This window comes from Sinorhizobium fredii NGR234 (assembly GCF_000018545.1).
Lineage (GTDB): Bacteria > Pseudomonadota > Alphaproteobacteria > Rhizobiales > Rhizobiaceae > Sinorhizobium > Sinorhizobium fredii_A.
Genome location: NC_012586.1, coordinates 1,725,752 through 1,739,988, shown reverse-complemented (window position 1 = coordinate 1,739,988; position 14,237 = coordinate 1,725,752). Strand labels below are relative to the sequence as shown.

Here is a 14,237-nt window from a genome sequence, read left to right as displayed (position 1 = left end):
CCATGAAACACCGTCGCCCGACCGTTGCCGATCTTTTGTCGATCAAGGGCAAGAGGCAACTCACTATGCTGCGCGTCGTGACGCTGGAGGAGGCGGAAGCCGCCGAGAAGGCCGGCATCGACCTCGTCTCCGTTCCGCCGGCGCTGCTCGGGCACGAGTTTCGCGAGGCGGCGCCGACGGTCTTTGCTTTTCCCGGGCTTGAATATGGCGACTTTATCACCGCCGAGGACTACCTCCGGGGCGCATTTCAGGCGATGCGGGCCGGCGGTGACGCCGTCTACTGCGCGGCGGGTCTTTCGACTGTGCGCCGACTGCGCGAGGAGGGGATCCCGGTCTGTGGCCATGTCGGGCTGATCCCGTCCAAGGCCACCTGGACCGGCGGCTTTCGCGCCGTCGGCAAGACGGCCGACAGCGCGCTCGAGATCTGGCGCCAGGTCAAGGCACTCGAAGAGGCGGGGGCCTTCGCCGCCGAGATCGAGGTCGTGCCGGGAGAAATCGCAGGCGCGATATCGCAGCGCACCTCGCTGCTGATGCTCTCCATGGGCGCCGGCACCGGATGCGACGCGCAGTATCTCTTTGCCGAAGACGTGCTGGGTCAGAATCGCGGTCACTATCCGCGCCACGCCAAGGTCTACCGCGACTTTGCCGCCGAATTCGAACGGCTGCAGCAGGAGCGCATTTCCGCTTTCCGCGAATATGCCGAGGACGTCCGCTCCGGCGCCTATCCGGAAAAGGTGCATCTGGTCGGTATCGTACCGGCGGAGCTGGAGGAATTCCTCAGCCGGATCGATACCGAGGGGCCGATCCACACAAACTGACGGTCAAAGCACCGGGCGACATTTTCAGACGCAAAAAGGTCGCTGCAGCACTTTGAAACGCTGCAAGATATATCCTTTAATCGGCTCCTCCATAAAGAAGCCCGCAGCGGGCCTAAGAGCCTAAAGACGCGAACAGCAAGGACGAATGATGCACACATACGTTTTGACGGTAACCTGCAAATCCACCCGCGGCATCGTCGCGGCGCTTTCCGGCTATCTCGCCGAACAGGGCTGCAACATCATCGACAGCTCGCAGTTCGACGATCTTCAAACCGGCTTGTTCTTCATGCGCATCAGCTTCATCTCCGAACAGGGCGTCGGTCGTGCCGCGCTCGAGGAAGGGCTGAAGCCGATCGCCGCGACGTTCGCGATGGAGACGGCGCTGCATGACCAGTCAGAGCGCACCAAGGCGCTGCTGATGGTGTCGCGTTTCGGCCATTGCCTGAACGACCTGCTCTACCGCTGGAAGATCGGCGCGCTGCCGATCGACATCGTCGGCGTCGTCTCCAACCACTTCGACTACCAGAAGGTCGTCGTCAACCACGACATTCCGTTCCACTGCATCAAGGTGACGAAGGAGAACAAGCCGAAGGCCGAAGCCCAGCTTTTGGACTTCGTCGAGCAGACCGGCGCCGAGCTGATCGTGCTGGCCCGCTACATGCAGGTGCTGTCGGATGCGCTCTGCAAGAAGATGTCGGGGCGGATCATCAACATCCACCACTCCTTCCTGCCGTCGTTCAAGGGCGCCAATCCCTACAAGCAGGCCTATGAGCGCGGCGTCAAGCTGATCGGCGCGACGGCGCACTACGTCACCGCCGACCTCGACGAGGGGCCGATCATCGAGCAGGACATCGCCCGCATCACCCATGCGCAGTCGGCCGAGGACTATGTCTCGATCGGCCGCGACGTCGAAAGCCAGGTGCTGGCCCGGGCGGTGCACGCCCATATCCACCACCGCTGCTTCATCAACGGCAACCGCGTCGTCGTCTTCCCGCCGAGCCCGGGCAGCTACGCGTCGGAACGGATGGGCTGAAGCCAAAAAAATACTGCCAATCGACAGACCCCGCTCGGCCCCCGAGCGGGGTTTTTCATTTCATGCCGCTGAATTTCCTCGTCTTTCTGCATCTTCAAAACGTCGCTTGACTTGCCGGTATTATGGCATACCATACTATGTAATAGAGATTGAGGAGACGGCGATGCCCATCGAAATCCGTAAGACGCTGCTGCAGGTGGAGACGACGCTGATCGAGGGCGGGAAAGCTGCCCCGGCCCCCCTGAAGCTCTATTCCGCCATCGCCGTCGTGAAAAACCCCTGGGCCGGCGCCGGCTATGTCGAGAATCTGAAGCCGGAAATTCACGCCGGCGCCCCGGTGCTTGGCGAGTTGCTGACGAAGATGATCATCGACGCGGTCGGCTCAGGCGAGGCGGTCGAGGCCTACGGCAAATCGGCGATCGTCGGCCTTGACGGCGAGATCGAGCACGCCTCGGCGCTGATCCACACGCTGCGCTTCGGCAACCATTATCGCCAAGCGGTCGGCGCCAAGTCCTACCTGGCCTTCTGCAATACGCGTGGCCCCGCAAACGCGCCCTTGATGATCCCGCTGATGGACAAGAACGACGAGGGGCGTCGCTCGCATTATCTGACCATCCAGACCTCGGTGCCGGACGCGCCGGCGGCAAACGAGATCGTCGTTGCGCTCGGCGCTTCGGTGGGCGGGCGTCCGCATCATCGCATTGGCGACCGCTACCAGGATTTGAGGGATCTCGGACAGGACGTCGCCAACCCGGCCGGCGTTTGACGCTGCAGTCGGGGCGACCACGATGCTTCAATCCGAGCGAATGGAATTGACGGGCCTCGGCGCCAGGCGGGCGCGAACGGCGCATGGCGCGGCCTTTTTCGAGACCGGCCAAGGCGAGCCGCTTGTGCTCATCCACGGCGTCGGTATGCGGCTCGAGGCCTGGGCGCCGCAGATTGCCGCCCTTTCATCCCGCTGCCGCGTCATCGCCGTCGATATGCCGGGCCATGGCGAGAGCGAAAGGCTGTATCCTGCCGCGACGCTTGAGGATTTCGTCGCCTGGCTCGGCGTCCTGATTGACGAGCTGAAGCTCGACCGCGTCAATATCGCCGGCCATTCTATGGGTGCATTGATTGCCGGCGGCGCGGCCGCGACCTTTGGTGAACGCATCCGCCGCGTCGCGCTCCTGAATGGCGTCTACCGGCGCGATGCTGAAGCGAAGGCAGCCGTCGTCGCCCGGGCCCGGACGATCGGCAAGGGTGCCGCCGATGTCGACGGGCCGCTGAAACGCTGGTTCGGCGAAGGCAGTGAAACCGCGCCGGTCTACGCGCTGACGCGAAGCTGGCTGCAGGCCGTCGATCCCGAAGGCTATGCGACGGCCTATAATGCCTTTGCACATGGCGACGATGTCTATGCCGCGCGCTGGCCTGAGGTGCGTTGCCCGGCCCTGTTCCTGACCGGCTCGGAAGACCCGAATTCGACGCCCGAAATGGCGCGTGCCATGGCCGCCGCGGCACCGTTCGGCTGGGCGCAGATCATCGAAGGGCACCGCCACATGGTCAATCTGACGGCGCCCGATGCGGTCAACGCGATCCTCGCGGACTGGCTCTCAAGGGAAGGGGAGAGGTCATGACAACAGCTTCTTTGGATCCACGCGCGCTGCGCGACGCCTTCGGTTCATTCATGACCGGCGTGACGGTGGTCACGGCGAATGATGCGTCCGGAAACCCGATCGGCTTTACCGCGAACTCCTTTGCATCGGTGTCGATCGATCCGCCGCTGCTGCTGGTCTGCATCGCCAAGACGTCGCGCAATTTCGCGACGGTGACCGCGGCCAAGGGGTTTGGCGTCAACGTCCTCTCCGACAAGCAGATGGCCGTTTCCAACACCTTCGCGAAGCCGGTGGAGGATCGGTTCGCATCGGTCGAATGGAGGATCGGCCCTCATGGCGCGCCGATCCTGGCTGGGGTCAGTGCCTGGTTCGACTGCTCCATGAACGAGATCGTCGATGCCGGTGACCACGCCATCCTGATCGGCCGCGTCGAGGCCTTCGAGAACGGCGCCATGGCCGGCCTCGGCTTCGCGCGCGGCAGCTACATCACGCCCGGTCTCTCCGGCAAGGCAGTCTCGGCCGCCGCCGAAGGCGTGCCGCTGATTGCCGCCGTCGTCGAGCGCGACGGCGCGGTCCTCTTGATCCCCGAGACGGACGGCCGCTGGCGCCTGCCGCAGATGGCTCTCAAGGGCGGTGAGGCGCTGGCGGCGCTACAGGACCATCTGGCGGCAACGACAGGATTGGGGATCGAAGTCGGTTTCCTCTATTCGGTCTACGACAATAAGACGACCGGGCACCAGCACATCGTCTATCGCGCCGCCGCCGACCCCGGCGACACCCAGGACGGGCGCTTCATTCCTCTCGCGGAATTGCCGCTCGACAGGATGGACAACTCCGCCACCGCCGATCTCTTGAAGCGCTTTGCCGCCGAGAGCGCCCTTGGCAACTTCGGCGTCTACGTGGGCGATGAGAAACAAGGCAAGGTTCACCCCTATGCCAGAAAGGCCTGACCGATGAAATTCTCGCTTTTCGTGCATCTCGAGCGGCTCAATCCCGGACAAACGGACGAGAGCCTCTATCGCGAGTTCATTGCGCTCTGCGAAATCGCCGACAAAGGCGGCATGCACGCGATCTGGACCGGTGAGCATCACGGCATGAGCTTCACCATCGCGCCCAATCCGTTCCTGAGCATCGCCGATCTCGCCCGCCGCACGAAGAATGTCCGGCTCGGCACCGGCACGGTGATCGCGCCGTTCTGGCACCCGATCAAGCTCGCCGGTGAAGCGGCAATGACCGACATCATCACCGGCGGCAGGCTCGACATCGGCATCGCCCGCGGCGCCTACAGCTTCGAATACGAGCGGCTCGCGCCCGGCCTCGACGCCTGGGGCGCCGGCCAGCGGATGCGCGAGCTCATCCCGGCGATCAAGGGGCTGTGGCAGGGCGACTACGCGCATGAGAGCGAGTTCTGGACCTTTCCGTCGACGACCTCGGCGCCGAAGCCTGTGCAGGAGCCGCATCCGCCGATCTGGGTCGCGGCACGCGACCCGAACAGTCATGAATTCGCGGTCGCCAATGGCTGCAACGTGCAGGTCACGCCGCTCTGGAACGGCGACGGCGAGATTGCCAGCCTGATGGAGCGCTTCGAGGCGGCTTGCACCAAGAACCCGGAAGTCAAGCGCCCGAAGATCATGCTGCTGCAGCACGCCTATGTCGGCACGGACGAAGCCGATCTCGAGCAGGCGGCCAAGGAACTGAGCGTTTATTACAACTACTTCTTTGCCTGGTTCAAAAACGAAAGGCCGATCCGGCAGGGTCTCATCGAAACCATCACCGAAGACGAGATGGCGGAAAACGCCATCGTCGCGCCGGAGATAATGCGCAAGAACCTCGCCGTCGGAACTGCCGATCAGGTGATCGCTCGGCTGAAGGCCTACGAGGCGATGGGCTATGACGAGTATTCCTTCTGGATCGATACGGGCATGAGCTTCGAGCGCAAGAAGGCCTCGCTCGAGCGCTTCATCGCCGAGGTCATGCCGGCATTTGCGGAGTAGGGCACATGCAACGCTTCCAGTGTTACATCGATGGCGAATTTGCAGATGGCGAAGGCCGGTTCGAAAGCGTCGACCCGGCGACTGGCGCCGCCTGGGCGGAGATGCCGGAGGCACGGGAAGCCGATGTCGATCGCGCCGTCGAGGCCGCACACAAGGCTCTCGACGCGGGACCGTGGTCCAAGCTGACCGCCACGCTGCGCGGCAAGCTTCTCTATAGGCTTGCCGACCTCGTCGCCGAGAACGCGCAGAGACTTGCGGAACTGGAGACGCGAGACACCGGCAAGATCATCCGCGAGACCTCGGCGCAGATCGCCTATGTGGCGGAATATTATCGTTACTATGCCGGGATCGCCGACAAGATCGAAGGCTCCTATCTGCCGATCGACAAGCCGGACATGGAGGTGTGGCTGCGTCGCGAGCCGATCGGCGTTGTCGCCATGGTGGTGCCCTGGAACAGCCAACTCTTTCTCTCGGCGGTGAAGATCGGCCCGGCACTGGCGGCCGGCTGCACCATGGTGGTGAAGGCTTCGGAAGACGGGCCGGCGCCGCTCCTCCAATTTGCCCGGCTCGTCCATGAGGCAGGCTTTCCGGCCGGCGTCGTCAACATCATCACCGGCTTCGGACCCGCCTGCGGCGCGGCGCTCAGCCGTCATCCGAAGGTGGATCATATCGCCTTTACCGGCGGGCCGGAGACGGCGCGGCATGTGGTGCGCAACTCCGCGGAGAACCTCGCCTCGACCTCGCTGGAGCTCGGCGGCAAGTCGCCCTTCATCGTCTTTGCCGACGCCGATCTCGAGAGTGCGGCGAATGCGCAGGTCGCCGGCATCTTTGCCGCAACCGGCCAGAGCTGTGTCGCCGGCTCGCGCCTGATCGTCGAGAAGAGCGTCAAGGACCGCTTCCTGGAAATCCTGAAGAGGAAGGCCGAAGCCATCTGCATCGGCAGCCCACTCGACATGGCGACCGAGGTCGGACCGCTCGCGACCGAACGCCAGCGCGCCCACATTCAAGCGCTGCTCGGGCGCTCGCTTGCCGCCGGCGCGAGACTGGTCACGGGTGGTACCGCCCCGGATGGAGCGGGGTTCTTCTACCAGCCGACCATTCTCGATTGCGACGGCAATTCGACGCCCGCGCTCGAGGAGGAGTTCTTCGGCCCCGTGCTTTCCGTGGTTTCCTTCGAAACCGAAGCCGAGGCGCTCGCGCTTGCCAACGCCACTCGCTACGGTCTCGCCGCCGGCCTTTTCACCCGCGATCTCACGCGCGCACATCGCCTGATGAAAGGCATCCGCACCGGAATCGTCTGGGTCAACACCTACCGGGCGGTCTCACCGATCGCGCCCTTCGGTGGCTTCGGGCTCTCAGGTCACGGACGCGAGGGCGGCATGGAGGCCGCGCTTGATTTCACGCGCACGAAGACCGTGTGGCTCCGGACCTCGGACGACCCCATCCCCGATCCCTTCGTGATGCGGTGACGGCGATGTTCTACGAGATCCGCACCTACCGGCTGAAGAACGGCGCGATCCCAGCCTACCTGAAGGTGGTCGAGGAAGAGGGGATTGCCCTCCAGAAGAAGCATCTCGGCGAACTCGTCGCCTATTTCTTCTCCGAGATCGGGCCGATCAACGAGATCGTCCACATCTGGGCCTACGTGAGCCTCGACGACCGCGAACTGCGCCGGGCGGCCCTCATGGAAGACCCCGACTGGCGGGCTTTCATCCCCAAAATACGCGACCTCATAGAAGTCGCGGAGAACAAGATCATGAAGGCGGCGCGCTTTTCGCCGACAGGCGGCAGCGCGTCATAGAACAACGAAGCAAAACCGGACCACGGAGCAAAGGGAACATGAAGAAGATACTCGTTCTGGCGGCCACTGCCGCGACAATTGCAACAGCCATGCCGGCCACGGCTGCGGATCTTGTCTTTTCGAGCTGGGGAGGCACGACACAGGACGCCCAGAAGATCTCCTGGGCCGAGAAGTTCACCGAAAAGACCGGCATAAACGTCCTTCAGGACGGCCCGACCGACTACGGCAAGCTGAAGGCCATGGTCGAGGCGGCCGCCGTCACCTGGGACGTCGTCGATGTCGAGGGCGACTACGCCGCCCAGGCCGGCAAGAACGGCCTGCTCGAGAAGCTGGATTTCTCTGTCATCGATAAGTCGAAGCTCGATCCGCGCTTCGTCACCGATTACTCGGTCGGCAGCTTCTATTATTCCTTCGTCATCGGCTGCAACAAGGATGCGGTAGATGCCTGCCCGAAGTCTTGGGCGGACCTCTTCGACACCGAGAAGTTCCCCGGCAAGCGCGCCTTCTACAAGTGGTCGGCTCCGGGTGTCATCGAGGCGGCGCTGCTTGCCGACGGCGTGCCGGCCGACAAGCTCTATCCGCTCGATCTCGACCGCGCCTTCAAGAAGCTCGACACGATCAAGCCGGATATCATCTGGTGGTCCGGCGGCGCCCAGTCGCAGCAGCTTCTCGCGTCCGCCGAGGCGCCGTTCGGCAGTGTGTGGAACGGCCGTATGACGGCGCTCGCGCAGAGCGGCATCAATGCCGAGACCTCCTGGGAACAGAATATTACCGCCGCCGACTCGCTGGTCGTGCCAAAGGGCGCGAAGAACAAGGAGGCAGCGATGCAGTTCATCGCGCTCGCCACCTCTGCGCAGCCGCAAGCTGATCTCGCCAAGGCCACCGGCTACGCCCCCATCAACCTCGATTCCCCGAAGCTGATGGACGCGGAACTGGCAAAGACGCTGCCGGACGCGCAGACGGCGAGCCAGGTCAACGCCGACATGACCTACTGGGCCGAAAACCGCGACGCCATTGGTGAGCGCTGGTACGCCTGGCAGGCGGAATAAGGAGAGGAGGGCGGGGAGGGCGCCTGGGCGTTCTCCCCGCCGATCCGATTGAGGGCGAGGAGCGTGCCTCGCATGCCTTTAAGGGAGAGACAGCCATGTTGTCGCGCACCGACGCGAAGGCGGCAGGATCGAACGTCCCCGCGCGCCGCCTGACGCTCACCGACTTCGACCTGACCTTGCCGGCGCTCGGCCTCCTGGTCCTGTTCTTCGTCGTGCCGGTCGCCATCCTGCTGGCGCGGAGCGTCTCGGAGCCCGTACCGGGCCTCGGAAACTATGCCGAACTGCTGGGCTCCTCGACCTATCTCAGGATTTTCGCGAACACCTTCCTGGTGTCAGGCCTGGTCACCTTCGTGTCGCTGCTCATCGGCTTTCCCGTCGCCTGGGCGCTGGCGGTGATGCCGAGCCGCTTCGCTTCGGTGGTCTTCGCCATCCTGCTCCTGTCGATGTGGACCAATCTCTTGGCGCGCACCTATGCCTGGATGGTGCTCTTGCAGCGCACCGGCGTCGTCAACAAACTCTTGATCGGGCTGGGTCTCATCGACAAGCCGCTGCCGCTCGTCAACAACCTGACCGGCGTGACGATCGGCATGACCTATATCATGCTGCCCTTCATCATCCTGCCGCTCTATGGCGTCATCCGGAAGATCGATCCGGCCATCCTGCAGGCGGCGGCGCTCTGCGGCGCCAACCGCTGGCAATCGCTCGTGCGTGTCCTCCTGCCGCTGGCAATGCCCGGCATGGCGGCCGGCGCGCTGATGGTCTTCGTCATGTCGCTCGGCTACTTCGTCACCCCCGCGCTGCTCGGCGGCACGGCGAACATGATGCTTGCCGAACTGATCGCGCAATTCGTCCAGTCTCTCGTCAATTGGGGCATGGGCGGTGCGGCGGCCCTGGTGCTCCTCGTCGTCACCCTGGCGCTCTATGCGGTGCAACTGCGCTTCTTCGGCACCGACCGGATGGGAGGACGCTGACATGCTCCTGAATTTCGACCGTCTCGGCTGGTGGAAGCTGGTTCTGATCGGCATCACGTTGCTGACAGCCGCTTTCCTGCTCCTGCCCATCCTGTTCATCGCGGCGCTCTCCTTCGGCTCGTCGCAATGGCTGATCTTTCCGCCGCCCGGCTGGACGCTCCAATGGTACCGGGAGCTTTTCGCCGACCCGCGCTGGCTGGAATCCGCCTGGACGAGCTTCCAGATCGCGATCATCGTCACGGTGCTTTCGGTTCTGCTCGGTCTGGTCACCTCATTCGGGCTGACGCGCGGGCGCTTCCTGTTCCGCGAGACGCTGAAAGCCCTGTTCCTGACGCCGATGATCCTGCCCGTCGTCGTTCTCGCCGTGGCGCTCTACGCGTTCTTCCTGCAGATCGGCCTCAACGGAACGCTGACCGGCTTCGTGATTTCCCATCTGGTGCTTGCGCTGCCCTTCTCGATCCTGTCGATCACCAGTGCGCTCGAGGGATTCGACAAATCGATCGAGGATGCCGCGGTGCTGTGCGGCGCCTCGCCGTTCGAGGCGAAGATCCGCGTGACGCTGCCGGCGATCAGCCACGGCATCTTTTCGGCGGCGATCTTCTCGTTCCTGACCTCATGGGACGAAGTCGTCGTCGCGATCTTCATGGCGAGCCCGACCTTGCAGACGCTTCCCGTCAAGGTCTGGGCGACGTTGCGGCAGGATCTGACGCCGGTCGTCGCCGCCGCCTCCACGCTTCTCATCCTGCTGACCGTGCTTTTGATGGTGCTTGTCGCCGTCGTTCGCAAAGGACTGAAATCATGAGCAAACCCTTCCTGCAAATCCGCGGCATCCGCAAGGAATACGGGCCTGTCACCGCCGTTCACGACGTCAATCTCGACGTGGCGCAGGGGGAGTTCCTGACCTTCCTCGGGCCCTCCGGCTCGGGAAAGAGCACGACGCTCTATATTCTCGCCGGCTTCGAGGATCCGACCCGCGGCGACATCATGCTGAACGGCCAGTCGCTGCTGTCGACGCCGTCGCACAAGCGCAATATCGGCATGGTGTTCCAGCGCTATACGCTTTTCCCGCATCTCTCCGTCGGCGAGAACATCGCCTTCCCGCTGAAGGTCAGGCGGCTTCCGAAGGCCGAGATCGATGCCAAGGTGCGCGACATGCTGAAGCTCGTGCGGCTCGAAGGCTTCGAGGACCGCAAGCCGGCGCAGATGTCCGGTGGCCAGCAGCAGCGCGTTGCGCTGGCCCGCGCGCTCGCCTACGACCCGCCGGTCCTGCTGATGGACGAGCCGCTTTCGGCGCTCGACAAGAAGCTCAGAGAGGAAATCCAGCACGAGATCCGCCGCATCCACCAGCAGACCGAGGTGACGATCCTCTATGTCACCCATGACCAGGAGGAGGCGCTGCGGCTTTCCGACCGGATTGCCGTCTTTTCGAAGGGGGTGATCGACCAGATCGGCACGGGGCCGGAACTCTATGCCAACCCGGCGACCCGTTTCGTCGCCGAGTTCATCGGCGACAGCGATTTCCTGCCCTGCGACCTGGTGACGGCGGCAAACGGCAGGGCGGACATCGCGCTCGCCGGCACGACGGTCATCCCGAACGTTCCGATGCACGGCAAGGCGGTCGCAGGCGGCAAGGCGGCGCTGATGCTGCGGCCGGAACGCTTGCGGCTGATGCGATCGGCGCCGGGGGGCGCGACAGCGCTTCCCGTCACGGTCAGCGACATCACCTTCCTCGGCAACAACATCCATGTCGCGACTGAGACCGCAAAGGGCGACGCGCTGGCGGTCCGCCTTCCCTTCGGCCATGAGGCGATTTCCAGCCTCAACCGCGGCGACAGCGTCTGGCTCGGCTTCGACCCGGCCTCGGCACACGTCTTCTGCTGATCCGCAAAGCGGGTGTTGGATTGCGGGAACAAAGCGGTGGGTCCGAGATGAACTCACCCGGACACCTCGTTGTTCCAGCGCGAACGATGCCTCACCGGTAATTGGTGGGAACCAGTGCAGCCCGGTTCGGCGGCGCCTCCACCACCGTTCGGTCGACAGCAAGGGTGCTCATCACGAGGGAGATGAGGACGAGTACCAGCGCCATGAATGCGATGCCTGCCTTATCCATCGCCCATCATGATCGGGGGAATGCGAGCAAAGCGGGGCGGAGGCGACCAGGAGTTTCACCGATGTCAATCATGGTGAATATTGTCTGAAGAGAGGTTCGTACGCGAGGGCACTTATCTCAATGGGATAAGCGCTGGCGGGACCGTCCTATCGCGAGCATCATCTTGAATCGGAAAGGCGCCGGAGATGCTAGTGGTCAAAGCCTGACGCTTTGTACCGGAGTCGTAAGCCCGCTCAGGGTGGTGACCGGTCGTCTGCTGCGGTTAGCCCGAATGGCCGAGATGCGGATTTCAAGACGTTCGGGTCGGCGGCTCGTAGGGACGAGTTCGGCCCTTAGCGGTCATGGGAGTGTCGCGAAACTTCGGTACCTCGCCACAGGCGAGCCTGCGAGGCATTGAACTTTGCTTCCGGAGAGAACCTCGATCATGCGGGCGAAGAAGTGCAGCCGTCACCCTGCGCCGGCATGCGTTCTTGCGCGCGCGCTTGCCTGCGAACGCGCCGTCTTTAGCTCTCTCATTTGGAGAGCCCAGGGTTCCGTCATTCCGCTTTGCGATTTTCCCCTCTCTGCCTCCACAATCTCACAAGGAGAGCCACGTAATTCGCCAAGGCGACCGCAATAACCAGGTTTGCTCCTGCCGAAAGAAAAAGAATAAAGCGCGAGTTCATCAGCCCCATTCCGCCAGGGAATCGCGGATCGCGTATGCTTATATCCATCAAGTAAAGAAAATAAACGATACAAAGGAAGATTATTGAGTTAACAACAGCGGACCCAGCCAGCTTTGTGAAGGACAGCCCATCTATGCTTCTCATAAACTTTAGAAAAATTACAAAAAAATAAATTAGCAAGAAAGCGTGGACTGCGAAACTTGCGGTACTCACTATGGCAAACCTGCACCCCAAGAACTCTACGGATTCGTTCAACGCATTGATTCTAAAGCTCAAAAAAGAAACTCTTCTATTAACACCTGCGCAGAAGGCGAGTGTCTCGGAAGTTATAGGGATGTAGGCGCAGACGAGCCCGATGATGACGAACAGAGAAAATATTATGTTCTCTACCCCGAAGTAATATTTATCGATCCCGCTATTCTCTCCGCGGAGTATCGTGGTGAATTTAGCGTTTTCTACCATTCAGAGACCCGACATTGCGCCACAACTCAGTCCTGAATTGAATTGGAGCATCTCTTCTTTCCTGACGTTGGCCAGTGTCGCAGAATACGGAATTCAGCGAAGACGGCAATGACCCCTATTGGCGCGAACCGGCCGCGACACCTCGGCGGCTTACGGCCCGGAGCGGTCACCCCATTCGGTGGAGACTTGCCATTGCCGCATCAATCTTTTCGAAGGCGTCTGGAAAGCGATCCCGTTGTTGTCGGAGTTGGTCTGCGTGCCTCGCGGCGAAGCCGTCAACTTCGTACCAAGGTTCCAAAACAGGAAACCATGCCTGACCAGAGCCTCGACCTTCCGCCATTGCTTGATATCGGATTGTTTCGGCGGTTTGAAACTCCGGGTTAACCCTACGCTAGGTCCACGGCAGTGTGGACAGGGCAGGACCGGTTCAGAAACGTTCAGCCGCTTGAAGCTTTTTCGGCATTCAAAACATGCATAAGGATGCATGTACCGCGGCCAAGGCTCATCGAATTTTTGCGCTGGAAGCAGGGTCGAAGGAGGTTGTTGATGGGGTATCATTTTCATCTCCGCACATGTTCATGTCCCTGGGCGAATAAGCAACCCAATAGCAACGCCCAGGCATGACCGCAATTGGCGCTTCGCCACCGCCGGGTCGGCCCTCTGCGGTCATCCCGCAGCGAGAATCCCATTTTGTCGCTTCCTACCGGCGGCGTGACGAGTGTGACAATATTAGCGATATCTAAATCTATCTGTGGTACACTTCCGACATGCGCGACTTGCTACTCTATATTGTTGTGCTGGGTTGCCTCGTGGCGTTAGATTGGACCGCCACCGAGGGGACGTACAGCCTCGCGGTCTGGCGAGCGGTGAGCGAGCAAGCCGACTCCGTCCGGCATCAGGTCGAATTCTTGGTCGATGACATCGTCAGGCTTTAAGGAACCTTCCGCAACTTTGGCGCGTTGTGCCTGATCGCTTCCGCTACCCTCTCTGGGTCCCCTTAGGCGGACAGCGAAGAGTCTCACGACTCGCGCCCGCCTAATCAGCGGGCGTTCCTATTTCCCCACCGAAGGACGGACGCGACGCCAGAACAGGGGAATGAGGGAACGGTTTGCCTCGCCCTTCTGGTGCGCTAAATCATCCTCTGGATGATAAAGAAGGAAAACAAGCACTCGGCGGGCGAGCCCCCACTGCGACAGCAGGTGGCAGCCCTGCCGTTTCGGATCTCAGAATCCAAATGCGTGGAAATCCTTCTGGTTACCTCACGCGATACCGGTAGATTCATCATTCCGAAGGGATGGCGAAAGAAGGGCCAGAAGCCAACGGACGCTGCGGCAATGGAAGCCTATGAAGAGGCTGGCGCTGTCGGCAAGGTCGCCAAGAAGCCGGTTGGAAGCTACACATATTGGAAGCGGGGCGACGGGAATTTTGAACGGCTTCAAGTGCTCGTCTATCCGCTCGCGGTGAAAAAGCATCGGGCAAGCTGGCCCGAAAAGGGTGAGCGAAGAATGGCCTGGTTATCCGCCGAGGACGCGGCGCTCCTCGTCGACGAACCGGAGCTTGCCTCTCTGATCAGGAATTTCAAAGCGCCCGTTTCCAAAGATTGAAATCCTGACGGCTACCCGTGCCGGTTCCGGGGGCTACACAGAAGGACTTACTGGACAACGTCAGCCATTCTGTCACGATCAGGGCAGCCAAGAACATATGGCCTCAAACTCGAGCCCGCCAAAATGGTCCCCCCC

Annotated in this window: 14 protein-coding genes; 13 read left to right on the top strand and 1 reads right to left on the bottom strand. The window is 62.1% G+C overall.

Translation table 11 applies throughout. From position 1 onward, the window contains the following. Positions 1-2: 2 nt before the first annotated feature. The 12 genes from NGR_RS08210 to NGR_RS08155 all read left to right on the top strand — a co-directional run bounded on the left by NGR_RS08210 (position 3) and on the right by NGR_RS08155 (position 11,142). Positions 3-818, top strand: a complete 816-nt coding sequence (locus tag NGR_RS08210; protein WP_015887784.1) for a 3-methyl-2-oxobutanoate hydroxymethyltransferase — start codon at positions 3-5, stop codon at positions 816-818. A 148-nt stretch (positions 819-966) separates the two neighbouring features. After that, positions 967-1,851 carry a formyltetrahydrofolate deformylase gene (purU, locus tag NGR_RS08205; RefSeq protein ID WP_015887783.1) on the top strand — a complete coding sequence of 295 codons (885 nt, stop codon included), beginning with the start codon at positions 967-969 and terminating at the stop codon, positions 1,849-1,851. 163 nt (positions 1,852-2,014) lie between these two features. Next, positions 2,015-2,617, top strand: a complete 603-nt coding sequence (locus NGR_RS08200; RefSeq protein WP_015887782.1) for an amino acid synthesis family protein — start codon at positions 2,015-2,017, stop codon at positions 2,615-2,617. 22 nt (positions 2,618-2,639) lie between these two features. Next, positions 2,640-3,467 (top strand): alpha/beta fold hydrolase, encoded by an 828-nt coding sequence (locus tag NGR_RS08195; RefSeq protein WP_015887781.1) that lies wholly within the window; start codon positions 2,640-2,642, stop codon positions 3,465-3,467. After that, a complete protein-coding gene (locus tag NGR_RS08190; protein WP_015887780.1) occupies positions 3,464-4,396 on the top strand; it encodes a flavin reductase in 933 nt (310 codons plus the stop codon). The genes NGR_RS08195 and NGR_RS08190 overlap by 4 nt, the downstream gene beginning before the upstream one ends. Before the next feature lie 3 nt (positions 4,397-4,399). Then, positions 4,400-5,440: an LLM class flavin-dependent oxidoreductase gene (locus tag NGR_RS08185; protein ID WP_015887779.1), complete on the top strand. Its 1,041-nt coding sequence runs from the start codon at positions 4,400-4,402 to the stop codon at positions 5,438-5,440. Positions 5,441-5,445: 5 nt separating this feature from the next. Next, positions 5,446-6,909: an aldehyde dehydrogenase gene (locus NGR_RS08180; RefSeq protein WP_015887778.1), complete on the top strand. Its 1,464-nt coding sequence runs from the start codon at positions 5,446-5,448 to the stop codon at positions 6,907-6,909. Between the two features lie 5 nt (positions 6,910-6,914). Continuing rightward, positions 6,915-7,241: an NIPSNAP family protein gene (locus NGR_RS08175; RefSeq protein ID WP_015887777.1), complete on the top strand. Its 327-nt coding sequence runs from the start codon at positions 6,915-6,917 to the stop codon at positions 7,239-7,241. Between the two features lie 38 nt (positions 7,242-7,279). Next, on the top strand, positions 7,280-8,290 hold the full coding sequence (locus tag NGR_RS08170) for a polyamine ABC transporter substrate-binding protein (RefSeq protein ID WP_015887776.1): 1,011 nt from the start codon (positions 7,280-7,282) through the stop codon (positions 8,288-8,290). A gap of 95 nt (positions 8,291-8,385) precedes the next feature. Continuing rightward, on the top strand, positions 8,386-9,261 hold the full coding sequence (locus tag NGR_RS08165) for an ABC transporter permease (RefSeq protein WP_015887775.1): 876 nt from the start codon (positions 8,386-8,388) through the stop codon (positions 9,259-9,261). 1 nt (position 9,262) lies between these two features. Then, complete coding sequence (locus NGR_RS08160; protein ID WP_015887774.1) at positions 9,263-10,063, top strand: ABC transporter permease; 801 nt, start codon at positions 9,263-9,265, stop codon at positions 10,061-10,063. Continuing rightward, on the top strand, positions 10,060-11,142 hold the full coding sequence (locus NGR_RS08155; RefSeq protein WP_015887773.1) for an ABC transporter ATP-binding protein: 1,083 nt from the start codon (positions 10,060-10,062) through the stop codon (positions 11,140-11,142). Before NGR_RS08160 ends, NGR_RS08155 begins: the two co-directional genes overlap by 4 nt. Positions 11,143-11,907: 765 nt before the next feature. Here the strand turns inward: NGR_RS08155 and NGR_RS08150 are convergent. Next, the gene (locus tag NGR_RS08150) at positions 11,908-12,498 is read right to left on the bottom strand and encodes a hypothetical protein (RefSeq protein ID WP_032490836.1); all 591 of its coding nucleotides are present in this window, start codon (positions 12,496-12,498) and stop codon (positions 11,908-11,910) included. 1,145 nt (positions 12,499-13,643) lie between these two features. Between NGR_RS08150 and NGR_RS08145 the strand changes: the two genes are divergently transcribed. Next, on the top strand, positions 13,644-14,102 hold the full coding sequence (locus NGR_RS08145) for an NUDIX hydrolase (RefSeq protein ID WP_015887770.1): 459 nt from the start codon (positions 13,644-13,646) through the stop codon (positions 14,100-14,102). Positions 14,103-14,237: the final 135 nt, after the last annotated feature.